General features: G+C 51.5%; 12 protein-coding genes. 4 read left to right on the forward strand and 8 right to left on the reverse strand.

What is annotated here, in order from left to right; all coding sequences use genetic code 11:
- Positions 1-1,203: 1,203 nt before the first annotated feature.
- Positions 1,204-1,917, reverse strand: a complete 714-nt coding sequence (locus DUE52_RS12065) for a hypothetical protein (RefSeq protein ID WP_114406277.1) — start codon at positions 1,915-1,917, stop codon at positions 1,204-1,206.
- 167 nt (positions 1,918-2,084) lie between these two features.
- Positions 2,085-3,953 (reverse strand): vWA domain-containing protein, encoded by a 1,869-nt coding sequence (locus tag DUE52_RS12070; RefSeq protein ID WP_114406278.1) that lies wholly within the window; start codon positions 3,951-3,953, stop codon positions 2,085-2,087.
- 111 nt (positions 3,954-4,064) lie between these two features.
- Here DUE52_RS12070 and DUE52_RS12075 point away from each other — a divergent pair, with 111 nt between their 5' ends.
- From DUE52_RS12075 to DUE52_RS12090, 4 genes are all read left to right on the forward strand, one after another.
- Positions 4,065-4,655 carry an RNA polymerase sigma factor gene (locus DUE52_RS12075; protein ID WP_114406279.1) on the forward strand — a complete coding sequence of 197 codons (591 nt, stop codon included), beginning with the start codon at positions 4,065-4,067 and terminating at the stop codon, positions 4,653-4,655.
- On the forward strand, positions 4,648-5,868 hold the full coding sequence (locus tag DUE52_RS12080; RefSeq protein ID WP_114406280.1) for an energy transducer TonB: 1,221 nt from the start codon (positions 4,648-4,650) through the stop codon (positions 5,866-5,868). The genes DUE52_RS12075 and DUE52_RS12080 overlap by 8 nt, the downstream gene beginning before the upstream one ends.
- Before the next feature lie 97 nt (positions 5,869-5,965).
- Positions 5,966-7,555, forward strand: coding sequence for a MutS-related protein (locus DUE52_RS12085; RefSeq protein ID WP_114406281.1), 1,590 nt, complete (start codon positions 5,966-5,968; stop codon positions 7,553-7,555).
- 210 nt (positions 7,556-7,765) lie between these two features.
- Positions 7,766-8,404: a porin family protein gene (locus DUE52_RS12090; RefSeq protein ID WP_229312147.1), complete on the forward strand. Its 639-nt coding sequence runs from the start codon at positions 7,766-7,768 to the stop codon at positions 8,402-8,404.
- Positions 8,405-8,447: 43 nt separating this feature from the next.
- On the opposite strand, the gene DUE52_RS12095 is transcribed toward DUE52_RS12090, so the two are convergent.
- The 6 genes from DUE52_RS12095 to DUE52_RS12120 form a co-directional block, all read right to left on the reverse strand.
- Positions 8,448-9,944, reverse strand: a complete 1,497-nt coding sequence (locus tag DUE52_RS12095) for a M28 family peptidase (RefSeq protein ID WP_114406282.1) — start codon at positions 9,942-9,944, stop codon at positions 8,448-8,450.
- Positions 9,945-9,962: 18 nt separating this feature from the next.
- A complete protein-coding gene (locus DUE52_RS12100) occupies positions 9,963-12,125 on the reverse strand; it encodes a 3-hydroxyacyl-CoA dehydrogenase NAD-binding domain-containing protein (protein WP_114406283.1) in 2,163 nt (720 codons plus the stop codon).
- 10 nt (positions 12,126-12,135) lie between these two features.
- Entirely contained in the window at positions 12,136-13,344 is a 1,209-nt protein-coding gene (locus tag DUE52_RS12105; protein WP_114406284.1) for an acetyl-CoA C-acetyltransferase, read from the reverse strand.
- A 144-nt stretch (positions 13,345-13,488) separates the two neighbouring features.
- On the reverse strand, positions 13,489-15,435 hold the full coding sequence (locus tag DUE52_RS12110; RefSeq protein ID WP_114406285.1) for a polysaccharide biosynthesis protein: 1,947 nt from the start codon (positions 15,433-15,435) through the stop codon (positions 13,489-13,491).
- A 125-nt stretch (positions 15,436-15,560) separates the two neighbouring features.
- The gene (locus tag DUE52_RS12115) at positions 15,561-16,478 is read right to left on the reverse strand and encodes a TIGR01777 family oxidoreductase (protein ID WP_114406286.1); all 918 of its coding nucleotides are present in this window, start codon (positions 16,476-16,478) and stop codon (positions 15,561-15,563) included.
- Positions 16,479-16,538: 60 nt separating this feature from the next.
- Positions 16,539-18,701, reverse strand: a complete 2,163-nt coding sequence (locus tag DUE52_RS12120) for a protein-disulfide reductase DsbD family protein (protein WP_114406287.1) — start codon at positions 18,699-18,701, stop codon at positions 16,539-16,541.
- Positions 18,702-18,828: the final 127 nt, after the last annotated feature.

Consider the following 18,828-nt stretch of genomic DNA (forward strand, 5'->3'; position numbering starts at 1 on the left):
TTGGGTTTATGGTCAGCCATGTTGGTACAAGTATAATTGAAGGGCGTACTCAACAGATACTCAATATATTCATGCTGTGCAATCATACGCCTAAACTCTTAAATTTGATCCACAAGCGAAAGTCCTATAAAGTAAAAAAATATGGAGCAACCATCCTCTAAATACAGATTTAAAGTTATCCTTAGCACTCATACCTGCGTATAGAATTTCACTAAAAATATCTAATAATCTATACATTAGGACTTACGTCTGATAATTATTTACACTTTCGCTTTTGCCCCTAAATCCCCTAAAGGAGACTTGGACGCAGCTAAATCCGGATGCAGAAAGTCCCCTTTAGGGGATTTAGGGGCAAAAGCGAAAGTCCTATACATATAACGCTTTTTTAAAGTTGATAACTGAATCAATTTTAGGTTTATCTTTAAATGTGTTCAGTGTTTCGTGCCCTCTGATAACAGTTCCAAAGCTTATAGTAACAGATACGTTTTCAATAATATCTTGCCTACTGTCAAGTAGAAATAAAATGAAACTTTATCTGGAAAACTCTTTCCCGATGTCAAAAAAATACCTTAGAATCGCCAATGCAATCATACACATCCCTATCATACAGAGAAATAAATTGATAGTCTTCTCTGTATCTAAATCTAAGTGCTTCATCTGAATAGTATTAAACAAAAAATTCGCAAGTAGAAAATCCTAAAATCCTACACCTGTACATTACGGTTCGCAACTCACTACGCACATTTTCCATAATATCTGCCTAAGGAATATGCCAGTTGGCCTGCCAGCAAAATAAAAAAGCAGAAAGCCATTACTAACAGAGATATTGTCTTGATATCTAACGTATCAGTGTCTAGTGAACGCTTTAGGTCGCGTTTAATCAGCTTGTATAAATTGACGATGGTTGTCATTTTCTTGAGCGTTATTTAAAGCGGTTTTTTTCCAAGATTTGGTAATGCGCTCTGTGGCATAGTCATACCCCAAATGAAACAACCTGATCAAGGTTAGTATTAACACCGTTAACCAGGCTAGTTTTACTAGTTTTGACGCGATACGCATTCGGTTTTTTTACCTTAGACGCACCGAAGACCAGAAAGTAACGCTTACGCAACCGCTTTCTTCACAACTAAAAACGGGTAGGCTTGAAACAAAAAAACCGCCCTGATCCTCAGACCAGAGCGGCTTTTGTAACGCTCTCTACAATCAATTGCCCGGCTTCACCTCCGCAACTACTTTGATCTTGTTGTAATACAAGTTCGTCAGCCCTTCAAAACCGGAGTCTGTGCCGACCAGCAGCCACAACTCACCTGCTTCGTTGGTTTTGGCCGTAATCGGCTGCGTCGTACTGCGCTGAATGAGTTTATACTGCGTTGCGTCCGCACCGGCGCCAATGTTGCCCAACACCGGCACGGCATCGCTGCCCGTAGCCTGGTTGCCTTTGTCGATGTTCAGGCGGTAGTCGTCGCCTTCCTTTACTTTCTTCGGTTCCGTGGCCAAAACCCCGGCTTTTAGATAGACGCTTCCTCCCGGCGAACCGCCGATCCCGACGCTGTTGTCGCCGTATTTCGACGCCAGTTCTACTTCAAAATCAATCGAATACGTCTGATTTGGCTTTAAACCCGTCACTTTCTTTTTAAGGAACATGAACAGATCATCGCTGCGGTTGTGGCCCGAAAGCATGAACGACTTTTTAGAAACATCCAGCGGCTCGGGCAACGCCTTGTGGCCCGACTGAAACTCGATGATCTCCTCCTGCGCCGTCGAATAATCCGTCACTTCGGCAACCCAGCCATCGGTATTGTTCCGAAAATCAGAGTTGGTCAAGATTACCGGGCCATTGGGATTCACTTCACTGTCCTGACAAGCCGCGCCCATGAATAACCACATGGCGGCAAACGTCCATTTTACAAACTTCATAATTAAGGTTTTTACTACACCCCTAAATCCCCTGAAGGGGACTTTCAAATCTGGATTATTCTGTGTCCAAGTTCCCTTCAGGGGATTTAGGGGTTGAGATGAAACAAACGGTGTGGTAGCTACCGGTTGAATGACCCCCGTTTGGAAGGCACCGTTGGAACGTTCGTTTATTTTTCGGCGGTTTTCTTCGCCACTTCCGACCCATTCGACAGAGAATGAGCCAGTTTCACCAACCGAATAAATTCACTCCGGTAGCCTTCCGGGTCACGGCCCAGCGCCTGTTTTGCCAGCGTTTCGACCTGATTATACTGGGCGTTCCCCTTAAATTCAGAATCGCGGAGCAGCAGCCCGAATTCGGCGACGGAAGCCGAAAACCGGAAGTCGGCGGAGGTTTTGTCCCACGTTTGCGGCTGGTACGTTACGACCTGTTTTATCAACTGACTGGTTTCGTCATCCGGTTTTTTATAGCGGATTTTCAGCGTCAGCAATTCAGTCTGGTTGCCCGTCGAAGTCGCCTGCCGCTGGTATTTCAGTGGATCCACTTTCTGCAAATACCGGCTTTCGACGCCCGCCGGAATGATTTCATACAAGGCCGTCACGGTATGCCCCGAACCCATTTCACCGGCGTCTTTCTTGTCGTCGTGGAAATCTTCGTTGTTCAGCATCCGGTTTTCGTAGCCGATCAGCCGATAACCCTGCACTCGCGCCGGGTTAAACTCCAACTGAAGTTTTACGTCTTTCGCGACCGTGAACAGCGTGCCACCGAACTCTTTGCCAAACACTTTCTGTGCTTCCTGCAAATTGTCGATGTACGCGTAATTACCGTTGCCTTTGTCTGATAATACCTCCAGTTTGTTGTCTTTGTAGTTGCCCATTCCGAAACCCAGCACGCTCAAGAAAACACCCGTTTTCCGCTTTTCCTCCACCAGCCGCTGCAGGTCGCTGTCGCTCGAAACGCCCACATTGAAATCGCCGTCGGTGGCCAGAATCACGCGGTTGTTGCCGTCTTTCCGGAAATTTTCCTGCGCCACCTGGTACGCCAGCCGGATGCCTTCACCCCCCGCCGTAGAACCTCCCGCCGACAACTGGCTAATCGCATCTTTAATTTTTTGCGGTTCATTCCCCGGTGTCGAAGGCAGCACCAGCCCGGCGGCTCCGGCATACACGACAATCGCAACCCGATCCTGCGGGCGGAGTTGATCGACCAGCAAACCGAGCGCGGTTTTGACCAGTGGCAGTTTGTTGTCGGCTTCCATTGAACCCGATACATCGATCAGAAAAACCAGGTTGGAGGCAGGCAGGTTGCCGGTCGGAATGCTTTTGGCCTGTAACCCGATGCGAAGCAGTTGCAAACCCGGATTCCAGGGGGAGTCGGACAACTCGGTTTTAACGGCCACCGGATCAGTCCCGGTCGGTTGCGGATCGTCATATTCGAAGTAATTGACCATTTCCTCGATCCGGACGGCGTCTTTGGGCGGCAAGTTTCCGCCGTTCAAAAACCGCCGGATGTTGCCGTAAGCAGCCCGGTCTACATCGACCGAAAACGTGGTAACGGGCTGGCTCTGAGCCATTCTAAAACCGGTTTCATCAATTTTACTGTAGTCTTCGGTGTTAAAAACAGGAACGACTACGTGTTCAACCGCGTAGGAAGTGGCCGACCGCATACCCACACCCATCGGCCTCGGCATACTTGGTTGATGAACCGTACCATATCCGACAACCACCGATTCCTGCAAAACCCGGACATCAGTATTCAGTTTTACATCGACAACGGTTTGCGTCGTGATTTTCACTTCGGCTCGCTGAAAACCGATGGCGTTGAAAATGAGCAGTTGCGGACCGTCCGGCACGGCGATGGTGTAGCACCCGTCGGCGTTGGTGGTTGTGCCGGCCAGAGCGCCCCGGAAAGCGACATTAACGCCCGGCAGTGGCTGGTTCGTGAGGGCATCCGTCACGCGGCCCGTAATGGTACGACTGGATCGAACGGTCGACACGAAAAGCAGTCCGAGCATCAGAAATGAAAAAATAGTGCGCATGGTCGTATGGAATTGAGGAGTCTTTTTTCTCCTATGGATGCAAACCGGTTTTGAATTCCATACGGCACCGAAACTTTTTTTTGTAAGTTGCACAGCAGCCGTATCCAGCGTATGTTTTTCAGGCAGTTCCGAAAATCCAAACCCGTTACCGATGCCGACTACCTTTCGGCTTATAAAACTACGGGCGATCTGGAACTGCTCGGGGCATTGTATGAACGGTATATGGATTTAGTGTATGCGGTGTGTTATAAGTACTTGCGCGACGAAGACGAAAGCAAAGACGCGGTGATGCAGTTATTTGAGCAACTGATTACGGATTTGCGGAAATACGAGATTCAGAACTTTAAAAGCTGGCTTCATTCGACCGCCCGGAACCATTGCCTGATGCAGTTGCGACAACGGAAAATGATCGCAGGGGAGGTAAATGACGAGACCGAAGTCAGGGCAATGCCGCTGACGGTTTGGCCGGAAACCGACGGTCTGGAACTGGAAACCAAGTTGAATCAACTGGACGATTGCCTGAAAACGCTGTCGGAGGAACAACGCACCAGCATTTCCCTGTTTTACCTGAACCAGAAAACCTATGCCGACATTGCCGAACTGACCGGCTACGATCCCAAGCACGTGAAAAGCCATTTGCAAAATGGCCGACGCAACCTGAAAATCTGCCTGGACCGGAACACCGACACAACCCATGACTGACGCCAACCGACATAACGACCTCCTGACCGCCGACGACCTGCGCAACTACCGGGCCGGTACGCTTTCCGCTGCCGACCAGCACCGGGTGGAACGGCTGTTGCTGGAAAATCCGCTGTATGCCGACGCGCTGGAAGGGCTGGAAACCGCTGAACAGGAAGGGGTTGCGCTTCATACGGCGTCGAATGCATTGCGCGAACGGTTGCAAAACCGCATCGGCAACCCTCCAATCCGGCGATGGCCGGTTTGGATCCCGGCAGCCGCGGCTTCGGTGGTGCTGGCGTTGAGTATTGGTTTGTATTTTCGGTTACAGGAAAAACCGCAATCAGAGCGTATGGTCAGCTTACCAGCGCCGGAAATTTCCGCGTCAGAAGAGGCCATTCCGCCGGTCGTTCCTACTGAAATCCCTCGTTCGGAATCCATTGCGAAAAAATTGGCGCCACCGAAACCAGCACCGGCAGCCCCAAAAGTGGCACAGAATCCTTCCAAAGACAGCCTGATTTTTCCGAAGAATCACCTTATAGCCTCCTCGTCAGAACTGCGGGCAGCCCCCGGATCGTTTCGTTCAGTATCCGAAGAAATCGTGGTTTACAACACGACCGGTCTTGATAATCCGGGATTGAGCGGTCAAGTGACTGACTTAGCGAACCAACCCCTGGCGGGGGTTTCGATTATTGCCAAAAATGCCCGACGCAGCAGCAGTAGCGATTCGTTGGGACGGTTCCGGTTGGAGAATGTCGATAAAAAAGACTCGTTGCAAATCATGTCCGTCGGTTTTGAAACGCAAACCGTTCGGGTTGCGGACCTTGAAACCACTAAAATCCAGCTAAAACCGGATTCGAAGGCCCTGTCAGAAGTAGTTGCGGTAGGATATGGTCAACAAGCCCAGGCCAATAAGCTCGCAACGAGACGGGTGTCTTCGCTGGCCGTGGCGAATTCTGGTGCCCCCTCCGCCCCGGCCAGCTTCAAAACCTATCTCGAGGAAAACCGCCGAATACCGGCTGAAGCAAAGGAAAAAGGCATTTCCGGCACGGTGCGCGTCCGGTTTCAGGTCGCTGCCGATGGTTCGGTCAGCCAGTTCACGATTGTGCAGTCGCTGGGGTACGGTTGCGATGAAGAAGCGATCCGGCTCATCCGCGAAGGCCCGCGCTGGAAACCGGCTTTCCGGAATGGCAAACCATTCATCCAGTTTGTGGAACAGGACATTGCGTTCTGAAACCGTCTAACCGGAGGATACATTTCCTGCGGGAATTCCCGGTAACTTGCCGCAATGACGTTCTACCAATACCGGTAATCCGCTCCCGGAAAAAGACATGCTTCAATCCAAAAAAAAGGCACAACTAGAAGCCGGTTACGGCAAACCCAAATCAGAATCGTTCGATTTTTTCAGGATTGAGCAATTCTTCGCCAACCGGCCGAAAGAAAGCACGGATCACCTGATTTCAGAAAAGACCTATCAGGATCTGGACTTTGACGAGGTCTTTATGTTTGTAGATCGAACGGTTTCGAAAGTGGGCCAGCAATATTTATATGCCAGGCTGCGAACCATCGATTTTTTAGAGGCTAAAAACCAGTCCTTCGAACGTCTCATCAAAAGCTTTCAGGACGATGGCGAATTACGGCAGGATGCAGGAATTCAGCTCGCCAGTCTTTCGCACCAGAACGCCTATTACATTCCGTCGTTGTTTTTAAAATCCCATCTTCAGCCTCCGGACTGGTTTTGGATCGTGAAGGTGCTGCCTTTTATCAGCGTTTTTCTGCTGTTGCTGCTTCCTTTCTATCCGCCCGCATTTTTGTGGCTGTTTGGCATTTTAGCGATTAATTATACCATTCATTACTGGAACAAAAACAATGTGTACCAATATATTGCCTCGATTCCGCAACTGCTTCGTTTAAAACAGGTTGCGAAAGAATTGCGCCAACACGAAGCGTTAAAACCGGAAACCGACACCGTCAATCAGTCGATTGAAATCCTCGATGAAATGGGCTATTCCATGTCTTTTTTCAAACTGGAGTCCAAATTGCAGAGTGAAGTGGGCATGATTGTGGAAGTGCTCACGGAACTTGTCAAAGCGCTGTTTCTCATCGAACCGTTGTTGCTGTTTCGGGTACTCCACCAGATCGATGCGAAAAGGACGCAGATTGATGCGGTTTTTCAGTACGTCGGCAGAATCGATACGGCCCTGTCCATTGCCTCGCTGCGGAAAGGCGTAACGCACTATTGCCAGCCGGAAATCACCGAAAAGGCAAAAAATCTCAGCGCGACGGATTTGTATCATCCGCTGATTCCCAATCCCGTTGCAAATTCCATCACACTCGTCGATAAATCGGTTCTGCTAACGGGATCGAACATGTCGGGAAAAACCACCTTTATCCGAACGATCGGGATCAATTGCATTCTGGCCCAGACCATTCACACCTGTTTTGCGAAGGAATTCAGGCTGCCGCCGATGCGCGTTTTGTCCGCCATTCGCATCGCCGACGATCTGCTCAGCGAAAAGAGTTATTATTTCGAGGAAGTGCTGACCATCAAAGGGATGGTTGACGAAAGTCAGTCCGAGATTCAAACCTTATTTCTGCTGGATGAACTCTTCAAAGGAACCAATACCGTCGAGCGGATCGCGGCCGGAAAAGCCGTACTGACCTATCTGAACAAAGGGCCACACCTGGTTTTTGTTTCTACGCACGACATCGAACTGACTGATTATCTAAAAGATACGTTTGATTTATACCACTTTACTGAAATCGTGGAGGAAGACCGGATTGCTTTTGATTTCAAACTCCGGGAAGGCAATCTCAAAACCCGGAACGCCATTCGGATCCTGGAACTGAACGCTTATCCGGCGGAGGTGATCCGCGAAGCCAACGCTTTATCAGAAAAAATGAGCAATGCCGGCGGCTGAAATCCGTTGCCTTTTAAAAGCACTGCCAAACCCGGGACAACCAATGGCTCGTTTTCGTTCTGTGGATTCGGTCTCTTTAAAGCTGCACCATTTTACGGAAACCTTTATCTTTGCGCCCTTCGAAAAAATGTCAAACATTTAACGACAGGAACAGTTGTAATGAATGCAAATCAAACTCACCTCAAGCGAATGAATCGATTACATTGCACAATGAAAAGAAGTATAGTATTGGGAATGATGTTATTAGTAGCCAGCTCGTCTACCCTGCTGGCCCAGCAACGCTGGAGTGCCGGCCCCCGTCTGGGCGTCAATATCTCGAGTCTGTACGGCAAGAGCAGTTATTACAATGCCAAAGTCGGTTTAGTGGCGGGTGGCTTTGTCAGCTACAGTTCGATCAATCACTTTGGTATCTCGGCGGACATTCTGTATTCACAACGGGGTGGTAAATACGATCAGCCCAGCGACCGAAGCAGCCATACGCAGCACCTCAATTACCTGGAGATTCCGGTGGTTGCCCGGTATTATCTGAACCTGAGCGGCAATTTCCGCCCCAATCTGTTCATCGGGCCATCTTTAGGCATTCTATTGAACTCTAAACGGACGGATTCTATTTACCAGGGGCAGGCCTTCCCCGATGCGAAAACCGACGAAGAGTTTGAACCCCTCGACCTGGGCGGAACCGCTGGTTTTCAGGCTAATTTCAAAGTCAAAAATCGCCAGCGTTTCCTGATCGATGCGCGGTATACCCTCGGCCTTACGAACGTCAGAACGAATCCATCGCCCTGGCTCGGTAATTCAACTGTATCACTCACCCTCGGTTACAGCTTCGGCATTGGCCGAAATTATTAAACCGATGCCTCCGGGCCGCACGTGCGGCCCGGAGGTACGTATATTACTGTCCGTATAACGCCTTCGAAGCGGCTTCGTATTTATCACCGGCAACCCACTGCGGCCGGGCGGGTTTGTTGGCAATTAGTCGGGCGGCATACGAAAAGGCCTGGCTGAACTTGAGCAAATACCCGAACTGAATGGTTTCCGGGTTGTCTGCCGCCTGGTGATAATACTTCATAAGTTCCTCATCGAATTTCTTGAAACCGGCTGAGAACGTCGGTGCCGGAACGCCTTTCACCGCAAAATTGACGTTATCGGAGCGGTCGAACAGGTTTTGTTCGGGAGCCGGATCGGCAAAAACGCTCAATCCGAATGCTTTGCTGGCGGTTTCTATCTCGGTTTTCGCGCCCGTCCGCTCCAGACCAACCACTGAAACGAGCGTGGTGTCGTTGTAACCTGCACCATCGCTGTTCAGGTTAAAAATGGTTTGTTTCAACGGAATCAGCGGGTGTTCAGCGTAATACCGACTGCCCAGTAATCCCATTTCCTCGGCCGTTAAGGCCAGAATCAGAATCGACCGCTTGGGCCGTTGCGCCTGCAATGCCTTCGCCGATGCCAAAAGGGCTACCGTTCCGAAGGCGTTATCCCGCGCCCCGTTGAAGATGCTGTCCGCCGGCGTATACGGCTGACCGCCTTGCTTGCCAATGCCCACATGATCGAAATGGGCCGACAGCAAAACATATTCGTCCTTCAATTTCGGGTCCGTTCCTTCAATAACACCCGCTACATTCACCGCATTGACAAACTGCTGCAAACGGCCCGACGTCTGAACTGTCACCGTTTGGGTAGCATCTTTCAGTCCGGCCAACTGGTTTTTTCCGTTATCGACCCAAAGGTGCAACAGCGTCGGCAATTCGGTGGACGTGGCCAGCGTCATTTGCTCGCCCTGAAACGCCCGGGTTACAATCGGCCACGGGTATGTTCCGCTCGTATAGAGTTCTATCAGCCCGGCGGCTCCTTTTTCGGCGGCTAGTTTCCGCTTCTGTTCCGAAGCCGCCAGCAAGGCGCGGTTGGTAGTGGCTTCCGGCGAACCAACCTGAGCCACCACAAGTTTACCCCGCACATCGCGTCCGTTGTAGCCATCAGCGGTTTCGGTAAGTCCGTAACCGACATACACGGTTTCCGCTTTCAGATTGGTTTCCTTCCCGCCAATCACCACAAACTGTTTTCCCGCTTGCAACGAGTCGCTGCCAATTTGCAGTCTGGCGTAAGTAGCCGGTTTTGACCGAAGGAAGGGTACTTTCTGAAAATAATCCGGTTGCCCGGCCACCGGTTTTAGCCCCAGCATCCGGAATTGTTCGGCAAGGTAGCGGGCGGCCACAAAATTGCCCGGATCGCCCGTCCGGCGACCCTGGAGTTCGTCGGCGGCCAGAAAACGCATGTGCGCTTCGAGTTCGGTGCGACTGAGTTTGGATTCGGGAAGTTTAGCCACCGGTTGCGCCACCGCAAGGGCGGAAAGGAAAAAACCGGTTAACAAAAAGCCGTACGATTTCTGCATGATTGTGAAGTGTATAATTTAATTGGTTTGTTCAAAACGGCTGTTCCCCTGTTCGGCCTTGTCACGCAGGTTTTGGGTGGGGCGAAACCGCTCTCCATAAGCATCGGCCAGCCGGTCCGCTTCCTGCACGAAGGTTTTTATGCCCACAAAATCGACAAACGACAGCGTGCCGCCCGTGTAGGCCGGAAATCCCCAGCCCAGAATGGAGCCAATGTCGGCGTCCAGTTGGGTTCGGATCACGCCTTCTTCAAAACAGCGTACGGTTTCGATTACCTGTCGGTACAAAAGCCGTTTTTTAACTTCATCAACCGACGGCTGTTGGTCGGCCAGCGGGAAGAGTTCCGACAGCCCCGGCCAGAGGTATTTCTTTTCGCCCTCGGGATAGTCGTAAAAACCGGCTTTCGATTTTTTTCCCAACCGACCGAGGGCCACAAATTTTCCGGCCACCTGGTACGCCGTATCGTCTTCGGTCATCATGCCGTCGTGGATGCTTTGGCCGGAAATTTTGCTGATGAGATCCAACGCGACTTCGTCGGAAACCGCCAGCGGTCCTACGGGCATCCCGGCATTTTTTCCGGCATTTTCGATCAAAACCGGATTCACACCTTCTTTCAGCAACTCCATCCCTTCCGAGGTGTAGGTTGTAAACACCCGCGACGTATAAAAACCGTGGGAGTCGTTGACCACAATCGGCGTTTTGCGGATCTTTTTCACAAAATCCAGGGCAAAAGCAAGTGCGTATTCTGAGGTTTGTTTTCCCACGATCACCTCCACCAACTGCATTTTATCAACCGGCGAAAAGAAATGCAGACCGATGAAATTTTCGGGTTTGGCCGACGCCTGAGCCAGTCCGCTGATCGGCAGGGTCGAGGTGTTCGACGCAAAAATACCCGATTCGGCCAGCATCGGTTCGGCTTCTTTCGTCACCTGCGCTTTCAGGTCACGGTTTTCAAAAACCGCTTCAATAATCAGGTCGCAGCCCCGTAGGTCTTCAGCATCGGCGGTGGTTTTGATCAGATTCAAGGTGGCTACGGCCTTTTCGGGCGTTCCTTTCCCGCGCTCGATGGCTTTTTTGAAAACCGTCCGCGAATAGGCTTTCCCTTTTTCGGCGGCTTCGACCGACACATCTTTCAAAACCGTTTCGATACCGGCCAGCGCGGCTGCATACGCAATGCCCGATCCCATCATGCCTGCGCCCAGAATTCCCACTTTTCTGACGTCCGTCGGCGGAATCGTCTTCGGGCGGCTGATGCCTTTGTTGACTTCGTTCAAACCCAGAAACATCGTCTGAATCAACCCCTTGGCTACTTTCGAGGTCGCGACCTGCACGAAATACCTGGCTTCGATCACCAGCGCACGGTCGATATTGACTTGTAACCCTTCATAAACACACGACAGAATGGCGAGGGGTGCCGGGTAATTTCCGCGCGTTTTTTCCATCAGCATCGCCGTTCCCGCACTGAACACCCGCGCGTCCGTCGGGCTTTGCACCGCTCCACCCGGTACCTTGAAATTCTCTTTTCCGACAATCCGACCGGTTTTTCGGTCACGCTCGTCCCACGGCTGCAAGGGTTCGGGATTGGCGGAAAGCCACGCAAACGCTTTTTCAAGCAGTTCGTCGCGGGACGTCGCCAGTTCATCGACCAGGCCCAACGCCAGGGCTTCTTTCGGACTCACGCGTTTGCCTTCCAGCAACAGCGGCAGGGCGGCTTCCATCCCGAGCATTCGGGGCAACCGCTGGGTTCCGCCCCCGCCCGGCAACAAACCGAGTGTCACTTCGGGCAGGCCGATAACCGCTTTCGGATTGTCGAGTGCAATCCGGTGGTGGCAAGCCAGGCAGGCTTCGTAGCCCCCGCCCAGCGCCGTGCCGTTGATGGCAGCTACCACCGGTTTTCCCGATGTCTCGATGGCCCGGAAAACCCGGTTCAGTTCAGCCGAAACCTTCAGCATGTCGCCAGGCTCCTTGTCATTATTGCGGAGAATCATCTTCAGATCGGCGCCGGCAATGAATTCATTTTTCTCCGACGTAATGATGATGCCTTTGACCTCCGCGTTGTCGTAAGCCCGTTGCAGCGCAGCCTCGAACACCGGAATGGAGTCGTCGTTGAGCACGTTCATGGGCGAACTGGTCATGTTCCAGCTTAGAATGGCGACGTTTCGGTCGATGGTGTAGTTAATCATGGTCAATGGCTTAGTTGATTCGTTCAAAAACCGTGGCAACGCCCATTCCTCCGCCCACGCAGAGCGTCACCAGCCCCGTTTGCCGACCGGTTCGTTCCAGCTCGTCCAAAAGTGTTGCCGAAAGAATGGCCCCGGTTGCGCCCAGCGGATGCCCCAACGCAATGGCTCCGCCGTTCACATTCAACCGGCTGTGATCGACGCCTAATTGATTCATATACAGCAACGGAACGGCTGCAAACGCTTCGTTCACTTCGAACAGGTCGATGTCGCTGAGCTGCATACCGGCTTTCTTCAATACTTTCTGCGTGGCCGGAACCACGCCGGTGAGCATGATGGTCGGTTCGGTTCCAATGACGGCAAAGGCCCGGATGCGGGCGCGGGGTTTCAGACCGTTTTTTTCGCCAAATTCTTTCGAACCTATCAACAGTCCGGCGGCTCCATCGACAATTTGTGAGGAATTGCCGGCGTGGTGAATGTGGTTAATCTGGGCCAGATCGGCGTATTTCAGTAGGGCCAGCGCATCGAAACCGGCTTTCCCGATGGCGTCAAAGGCGGGTTTCAGTTTTGATAAACTTTCGGCAGTGGTGCCCGGACGAACGCCTTCGTCGCGGTCGAGCAGAATGGTACCAAGGTCGTCTTTGATGGCAACCAGCGTTGGTCCAAACCGGTTTTCCTGCTGGGCTATCGTGGCCCGTCGGTAGGATTCGGCCGCAAAGGCGTCGGCATCGGCGCGGCTAAAACCGTATTTGGTAGCGATCAGATCGGCGGAAATGCCCTGCGGAACGATGTTGTGACGAGCCACAATCTGCGGATTCATGAAGAGAGCCCCTCCATCGGAACCGATGGGAACGCGCGACATCGACTCCACGCCACCGGCCACAACGGCCTCAAACTGCCCCGACAGCACATAAGCAGCCGCCATGTTGATGGCTTCGAGTCCAGACGAGCAAAAGCGGTTTAGCTGCACCCCGGCGACGGTTTCGGCGTAGCCTGCTTCAATGACGGCAGTACGGGCGATGTCGGCCCCTTGTTCGCCAATGGGCGTTACGCAGCCCATGATGACGTCGTCGAGGAGGGCGGTATCGAGCTGATTTCGGTTTTTGAGTTCGCGCAGAACGCTGGTCAGTAATTGAATGGGCTGGACGTCGTGGAGGGAGCCGTCACTTTTTCCCCGGCCACGGGGTGTGCGAACAGCGTCATAAACAAAGGCCTGGGTCATAGGAATGGTTGCTTATCGGATTTCACAACCGTATGCGGACATACGATCACCGAAAAACAAACTTACCGGTATGCCTAATAGGCCGCAAGCAAATGCCTTAAAATCGACAGGCTGAATTGGTTATTTTCCTGAACTCTTGGAAAATTAGAGTTCAACCGCTTCCGGTTTTTGGGAATCCAATGCGGTAAAAATGGAGTTTTTACTAATGTATTCCGGGATGACCAGTTTGATAATCCGCACCAGTTTCGTGGCATCGCCCTCAACCAGGCGATACCGCAATTCTTCCAGAACGGCCTTTATTTCGTTTACGTCCGTGGTATTGACCCGGGCGATCATGATTTTCGGATGGTGGGTCGGTAACGTCTGCTCGTTGTTACTCAATAATTCTTCGAACAGTTTTTCGCCCGGACGCAACCCGCTATAGACCACCTGAATTTCTTTTCCCACGGTATAACCGGAGAGGTGAATCATTTTTCGGGCCAGTTCGGCAATGCGTACGGGTTCGCCCATATCGAACACAAACACTTCGCCCCCTTTGCCCATCGTTCCGGCTTCCAGCACCAATTGGCAGGCTTCGGGAATGGTCATGAAATACCGGATGATGTCCGGATGCGTTACTGTTACCGGCCCACCGGCCTGGATTTGCTGCCGAAAAACCGTTACTACCGAGCCATTAGAACCCAGCACGTTACCGAACCGCGTCGCGATAAACCGGGTTTGGTGCAGCTTTCCGGTCTGGTGATTCAGGCTCTGCACGTACATTTCGGCCAGGCGTTTGGTGGCTCCCATCACATTGGTGGGATTCACCGCCTTGTCCGTCGAAATCATGACAAATTTCCGAACACCGAATTGAATTGCTAAATCGGCCACGATCTGAGTTCCCAGCACATTGACCCGAACGGCCTCGTAGGGGTGCTCTTCCATCAACGGAACGTGTTTGTAGGCGGCCGCGTGAAAGACGAAATCGGGTTTGACATCCCGGAAAATATGGTACATCCGCACTTCGTCGGCCACATCACCAATTTTCAGGATCAGGTTGGTGGTTGCCAGTACGGTTTTAAACTCCCGGCGCAAATTAAATTCCAGATCGAACAAGGCCGACTCGGCCTGATCCAGCAAGACAATCGTATGCGGTTTATGGCTAATCACCTGCCGAACCAACTCACTCCCGATGGAGCCGGCGGCTCCGGTAACGAGCACAACCTGACCGCGCAATTGTTTACCAATGATGGGATTAACAACCTGAATGGGTGCCCGTCCCAGCAAATCCTCAATCCGAACGTCACGAATCTGCGAAGATTTCAATTCGCCATCGATCCACTGTCCCACCGTCGGAATGGTTTTAACACTGACGTGATGCTGGAGAAAAAACTCGGTTATTGCGTTTTTCTGACGCAGATCGACCGTTCCCATCGCTAAAATCACCTGCGGCAGAACGGCCCGATTCCGCACATAACGCTCATAGGCCTCCTGGCGCGAAATGACTTTTATGCCCTGAACTACTTTTTGAATTTTGTACGGATTATCATCAATAAACGCCAAAACGGTGTAGCGTTGGATGGAATCCTGGGCTAAAGCCTTGCGAGTCAACAGGCCCGTTTCGCCCGCACCGTAAATTAAAACCGGCTGACGAACTCCTCCGTTCCCAGCCCGTAAGGTCCAGTAAAACGCTTTGGCCATAAACCGGCTGACGGATAGCAGCACAAGGCAGGAAAAATAGTCGATCAATAAGATGGAAACCGGGATATAAACGGAAACCCGTCCGGTCAGTTGCCAGAAAAGAAACGAACCCACTGCCGTGACGACTGCGCTGAGCGTAACGGCGTAAACCAGCAAGGTGACATCTTCCAGACTCGTGTGCCGGATAATGCCCTGATAAGGCCGAAACAGCAAAAAAAACAAAAACCGAATACCGACAATGACCTGTAAACAATATAAAAAGTCGGCCCGGTTAAGACCGCTGGTTTCAAAATTAAACCGCAGGAGATAAGCGACTGAAAACGATACAATGCAGATGATTACATCGATACTCAGCACGAGATAACTGGACACAAAGCGTGTTGCACTCGTTTTTAGTAGTTGTTCAATCATTTGTTCACAGGTCGATAAATACTGGTTATCTAATTGCCGGTTATTTCTACATGGGCTCTGTTTAATTGTTTCTACAAACAAGTATAAGAATATTAAAACAAACTTGCACTATCGATATAAAATGGCTAGGGTAATAAGTTCCGCAGGGCTGGCAACAAGTCTGGGAATTGATACTCAAATGTAGTTTCTTCCCGGATCCGTTTATTCAACACATAATTGCCTCCCAGTACGACAATAGCCATTTCACCAAAAAGCAACCGAATGGCAAAGGCCGGTACACGGGGTAAAAGATGCGGCTTGTTGAGTAAGTCTATTATTTGACGCGTAAAAGTCTCATTAGTCACAGGCCTGGCAGCAACGGCGTTATAAATTCCCCGCCAACTTTCATCGGCAGCCGCCTGAACATACATCCGGCAGAGGTCATCAATGTGAATCCACGACATGTATTGCTGCCCCGACCCCAGCGGAGCACCGGCTCCCAGGCGAATGGGCTGCACGAGTTTGGGCAAAGCACCACCCTCCATCGTCAGCACGATTCCCGTCCGGAGTTTGACCGTCCGAATGCCCAGCCCGGCTACTTCATCGACGGAACGCTCCCAGGCCCGAACCACCTGCGCCAGAAAATCGCTACCACCCTCGCTGATTTCAGTCAGCGGGCGGTCGCCGGTGTCTCCTCCATAATAGCCAATGGCCGAGGACGAGACAAACGACTGAACGTGGTGTTTGCCCGAACGCAGGGCACTGGCCAGTAATTGCGTGGATTTGGTGCGGCTTTCAATGATTTGCTGTTTGCGCTGATCGGTCCAGCGTTCGTCGGCAATACCGGTACCGGCCAGATGAATGATGTGGTCGGCTGTCAGGATGGCCTGCGGATCGATATGCCCTTTGTCAATGTCCCACTGATAAACTGTGACATTCGGAGTATCTTTTTTGGATGCAGAACGACTCAGCAGCGAAACCTGAAAGCCCTGCTGAAGCAACAATTGGGTAAGTCGGCGGCCGATGGTGCCGGTGCCGCCGGTAATCAGAATAGTTTTTGCCATAACGATAGAGGATGGTCATGGTTTAACCAATCATAGAATGAATTTGTTACCTCACCCGTCTTATTTCAAAGTCGATAATTGACCCAGGTTAGGCGCTGCTGAACGGGCCGCTACGGTTTGCGGGGCGGCAAAAACCGTTTTGCCTTCATCCAGAAAGCCAGCGAAATTATTGACATCCAGGTCATAATTCTTCGGCTTGACCAGCAGTTTTCCTGTTTGATCAACGATGCAATAATGAGGCTGGGCGTTGTTGTTGTAACGCACAATCTGCAAATCCGCATTTTGCGCCCCGATGGTTTTCTTTTGCTTGTTATCGTAGGTTGAAGTGTACCAGGCGGATTCCGGCAATTCGGTTTTGTCATCGACATACAAGGCCAGAATGACATAATCGTTTTGTAACCGGCGCAGAATCGGCTCTTCCGACCACACGCGGGCTTCCATTTCCCGACAGTTTACACAGCCGTGGCCCGTAAAATCAATGAAAACGGGTTTGTTCACTTTGGCCGCGTAGGCCAGTGCCTGTTTGTAGTCGAAAAAACCCTGAAGTCCGTGCGGCAAGCGGAACAATTCGCTGTATTTTGGTTTTTCGCCCAACGTATTTTGTTCCGTTGTAGCGTTGCCGGCTCCCCGAAAACCGAAATCCTGCGTCGTTTCGGGCGGCAGATAACCAGCCAGGGCTTTCAAGGGGGCGCCCCACAAACCGGGAATCATGTACACCACAAAGGCAAAGGTGACAATGGCCAGCAGCAAACGCGGCACACTGACGGTTTTGGTTTCACTGTCGTGCGGCAGCCGGACTTTTCCGAGCAGGTAAAAACCGATGAGGGCAAAAATAACGATCCAGAAAGCCAGATACACTTCGCGGTCGAGCAGGTTCCAGTGGTACACCTGGTCGGCAATGCTCAGGAATTTCAGCGCCAGCGCCAGTTCCAGAAAACCGAGTACTACTTTCACCGCGTTCAGCCAGCCACCCGATTTGGGCAGGCTTTTGAGCCACTGCGGAAAAGCCGCAAACAGCGTAAACGGAATGGCAAAAGCCGCCGAAAAAGCCGCCATGCCAACGATCGGCTTCAAGACTTCACCACCCGCGGAAGCCACCAGCAAACTGCCGACAATCGGCCCCGTGCAGGAAAACGACACCAGCACCAGCGTAAAGGCCATGAACAGAATCCCGGCAATACCGCCTTTTTCGGATTTGGCATCAATGGAATTGACCAGCGAATTCGGCAGGACAATTTCAAACAAGCCCAAAAACGACAGCCCGAAAATGAAGAAAATGGCGAAAAACAGAACGTTGGGCAACCAATGCGTACTGACAAAATTGGCAAATGCCGGGCCGTTAATCCGCGAAACCACGGTGCCAATCAGCACGTAAATAAAAATAATGGACAAACCGTATAGCACCGCTTTCCACAATCCGTGATCCTGTTTGGTAAAGTAGCTGACCGTCATCGGAATGATCGGAAATACACAGGGCGTCAGCAAAGCCAGCAGACCCGACAGAAAAGCGGCAATCATAAACCCGATCAGCGATTCTTCCGGTTTTTCCGTCGACGCATCGGTCAGTTGGGGTGTAGCGACCGGTGCTTCGGCAGTGGTTACGGTTTCCGAATCCGGGCTGGCGGCTCCGGTTGAAGGCGCAACGGCGACGCGGGAAGTTGTGTCTGGCGTGCCCGAAGTGGATGCCGGTTCACCTGTTGCGACGGCTTCCGAAGTTGGTTTTACGGGCGTTGGTGCCGCAGCCACGCCCCCGGTTTTTACCGATACCGAAAATTCGTGTTCGGCAGGCGGCAGACAATTGGTGCCGGAGCAGGTCTGGTATTCCAGCGTTCCGGCAATAACCGGGTTGGCTTTCAATATTTTAACCTTCTGAATGAGCGTCGCTTTGTTCTCAAAAAAACGCACTTTGCTGTTCCAGACCTCTTCAAACTCCTCTTTCGGGGCAACTGAAACGAACGAACCGACTTTCTCAAAGCTGCCGTTTTCCTTCAACTTCAAGGTCGTCGGAATCGGGCCAATGTCCGGATTCAGATCCGAAGCATACATGTGCCAGCCCTTGTCAATGGTTGCATTCATGCGGATCTCAATCACCTCACCGACTTTGGCTTCGGTTTTTGATGCCGCAAACGTCCAATGCGTCGGATCGGGCTGAATTTGCGCTGTCGCCGTCAGCGTTACAAAAAATACCGTCAGAAAAGAGAAAAAACGACCAACTTGTTTCATATCAATGGCTTACTAAATTGCCCAATCTTACAACACGATTTCTGCAAAAATATCTCCAATCCATACACAAATCATCCGGACACCAAAAAAAACACCCTGCCGGAGCTCCAGCGGGGTGTTCTGCACA

Source organism: Larkinella punicea (assembly GCF_003334855.1).
GTDB classification, from domain to species: domain Bacteria; phylum Bacteroidota; class Bacteroidia; order Cytophagales; family Spirosomataceae; genus Larkinella; species Larkinella punicea.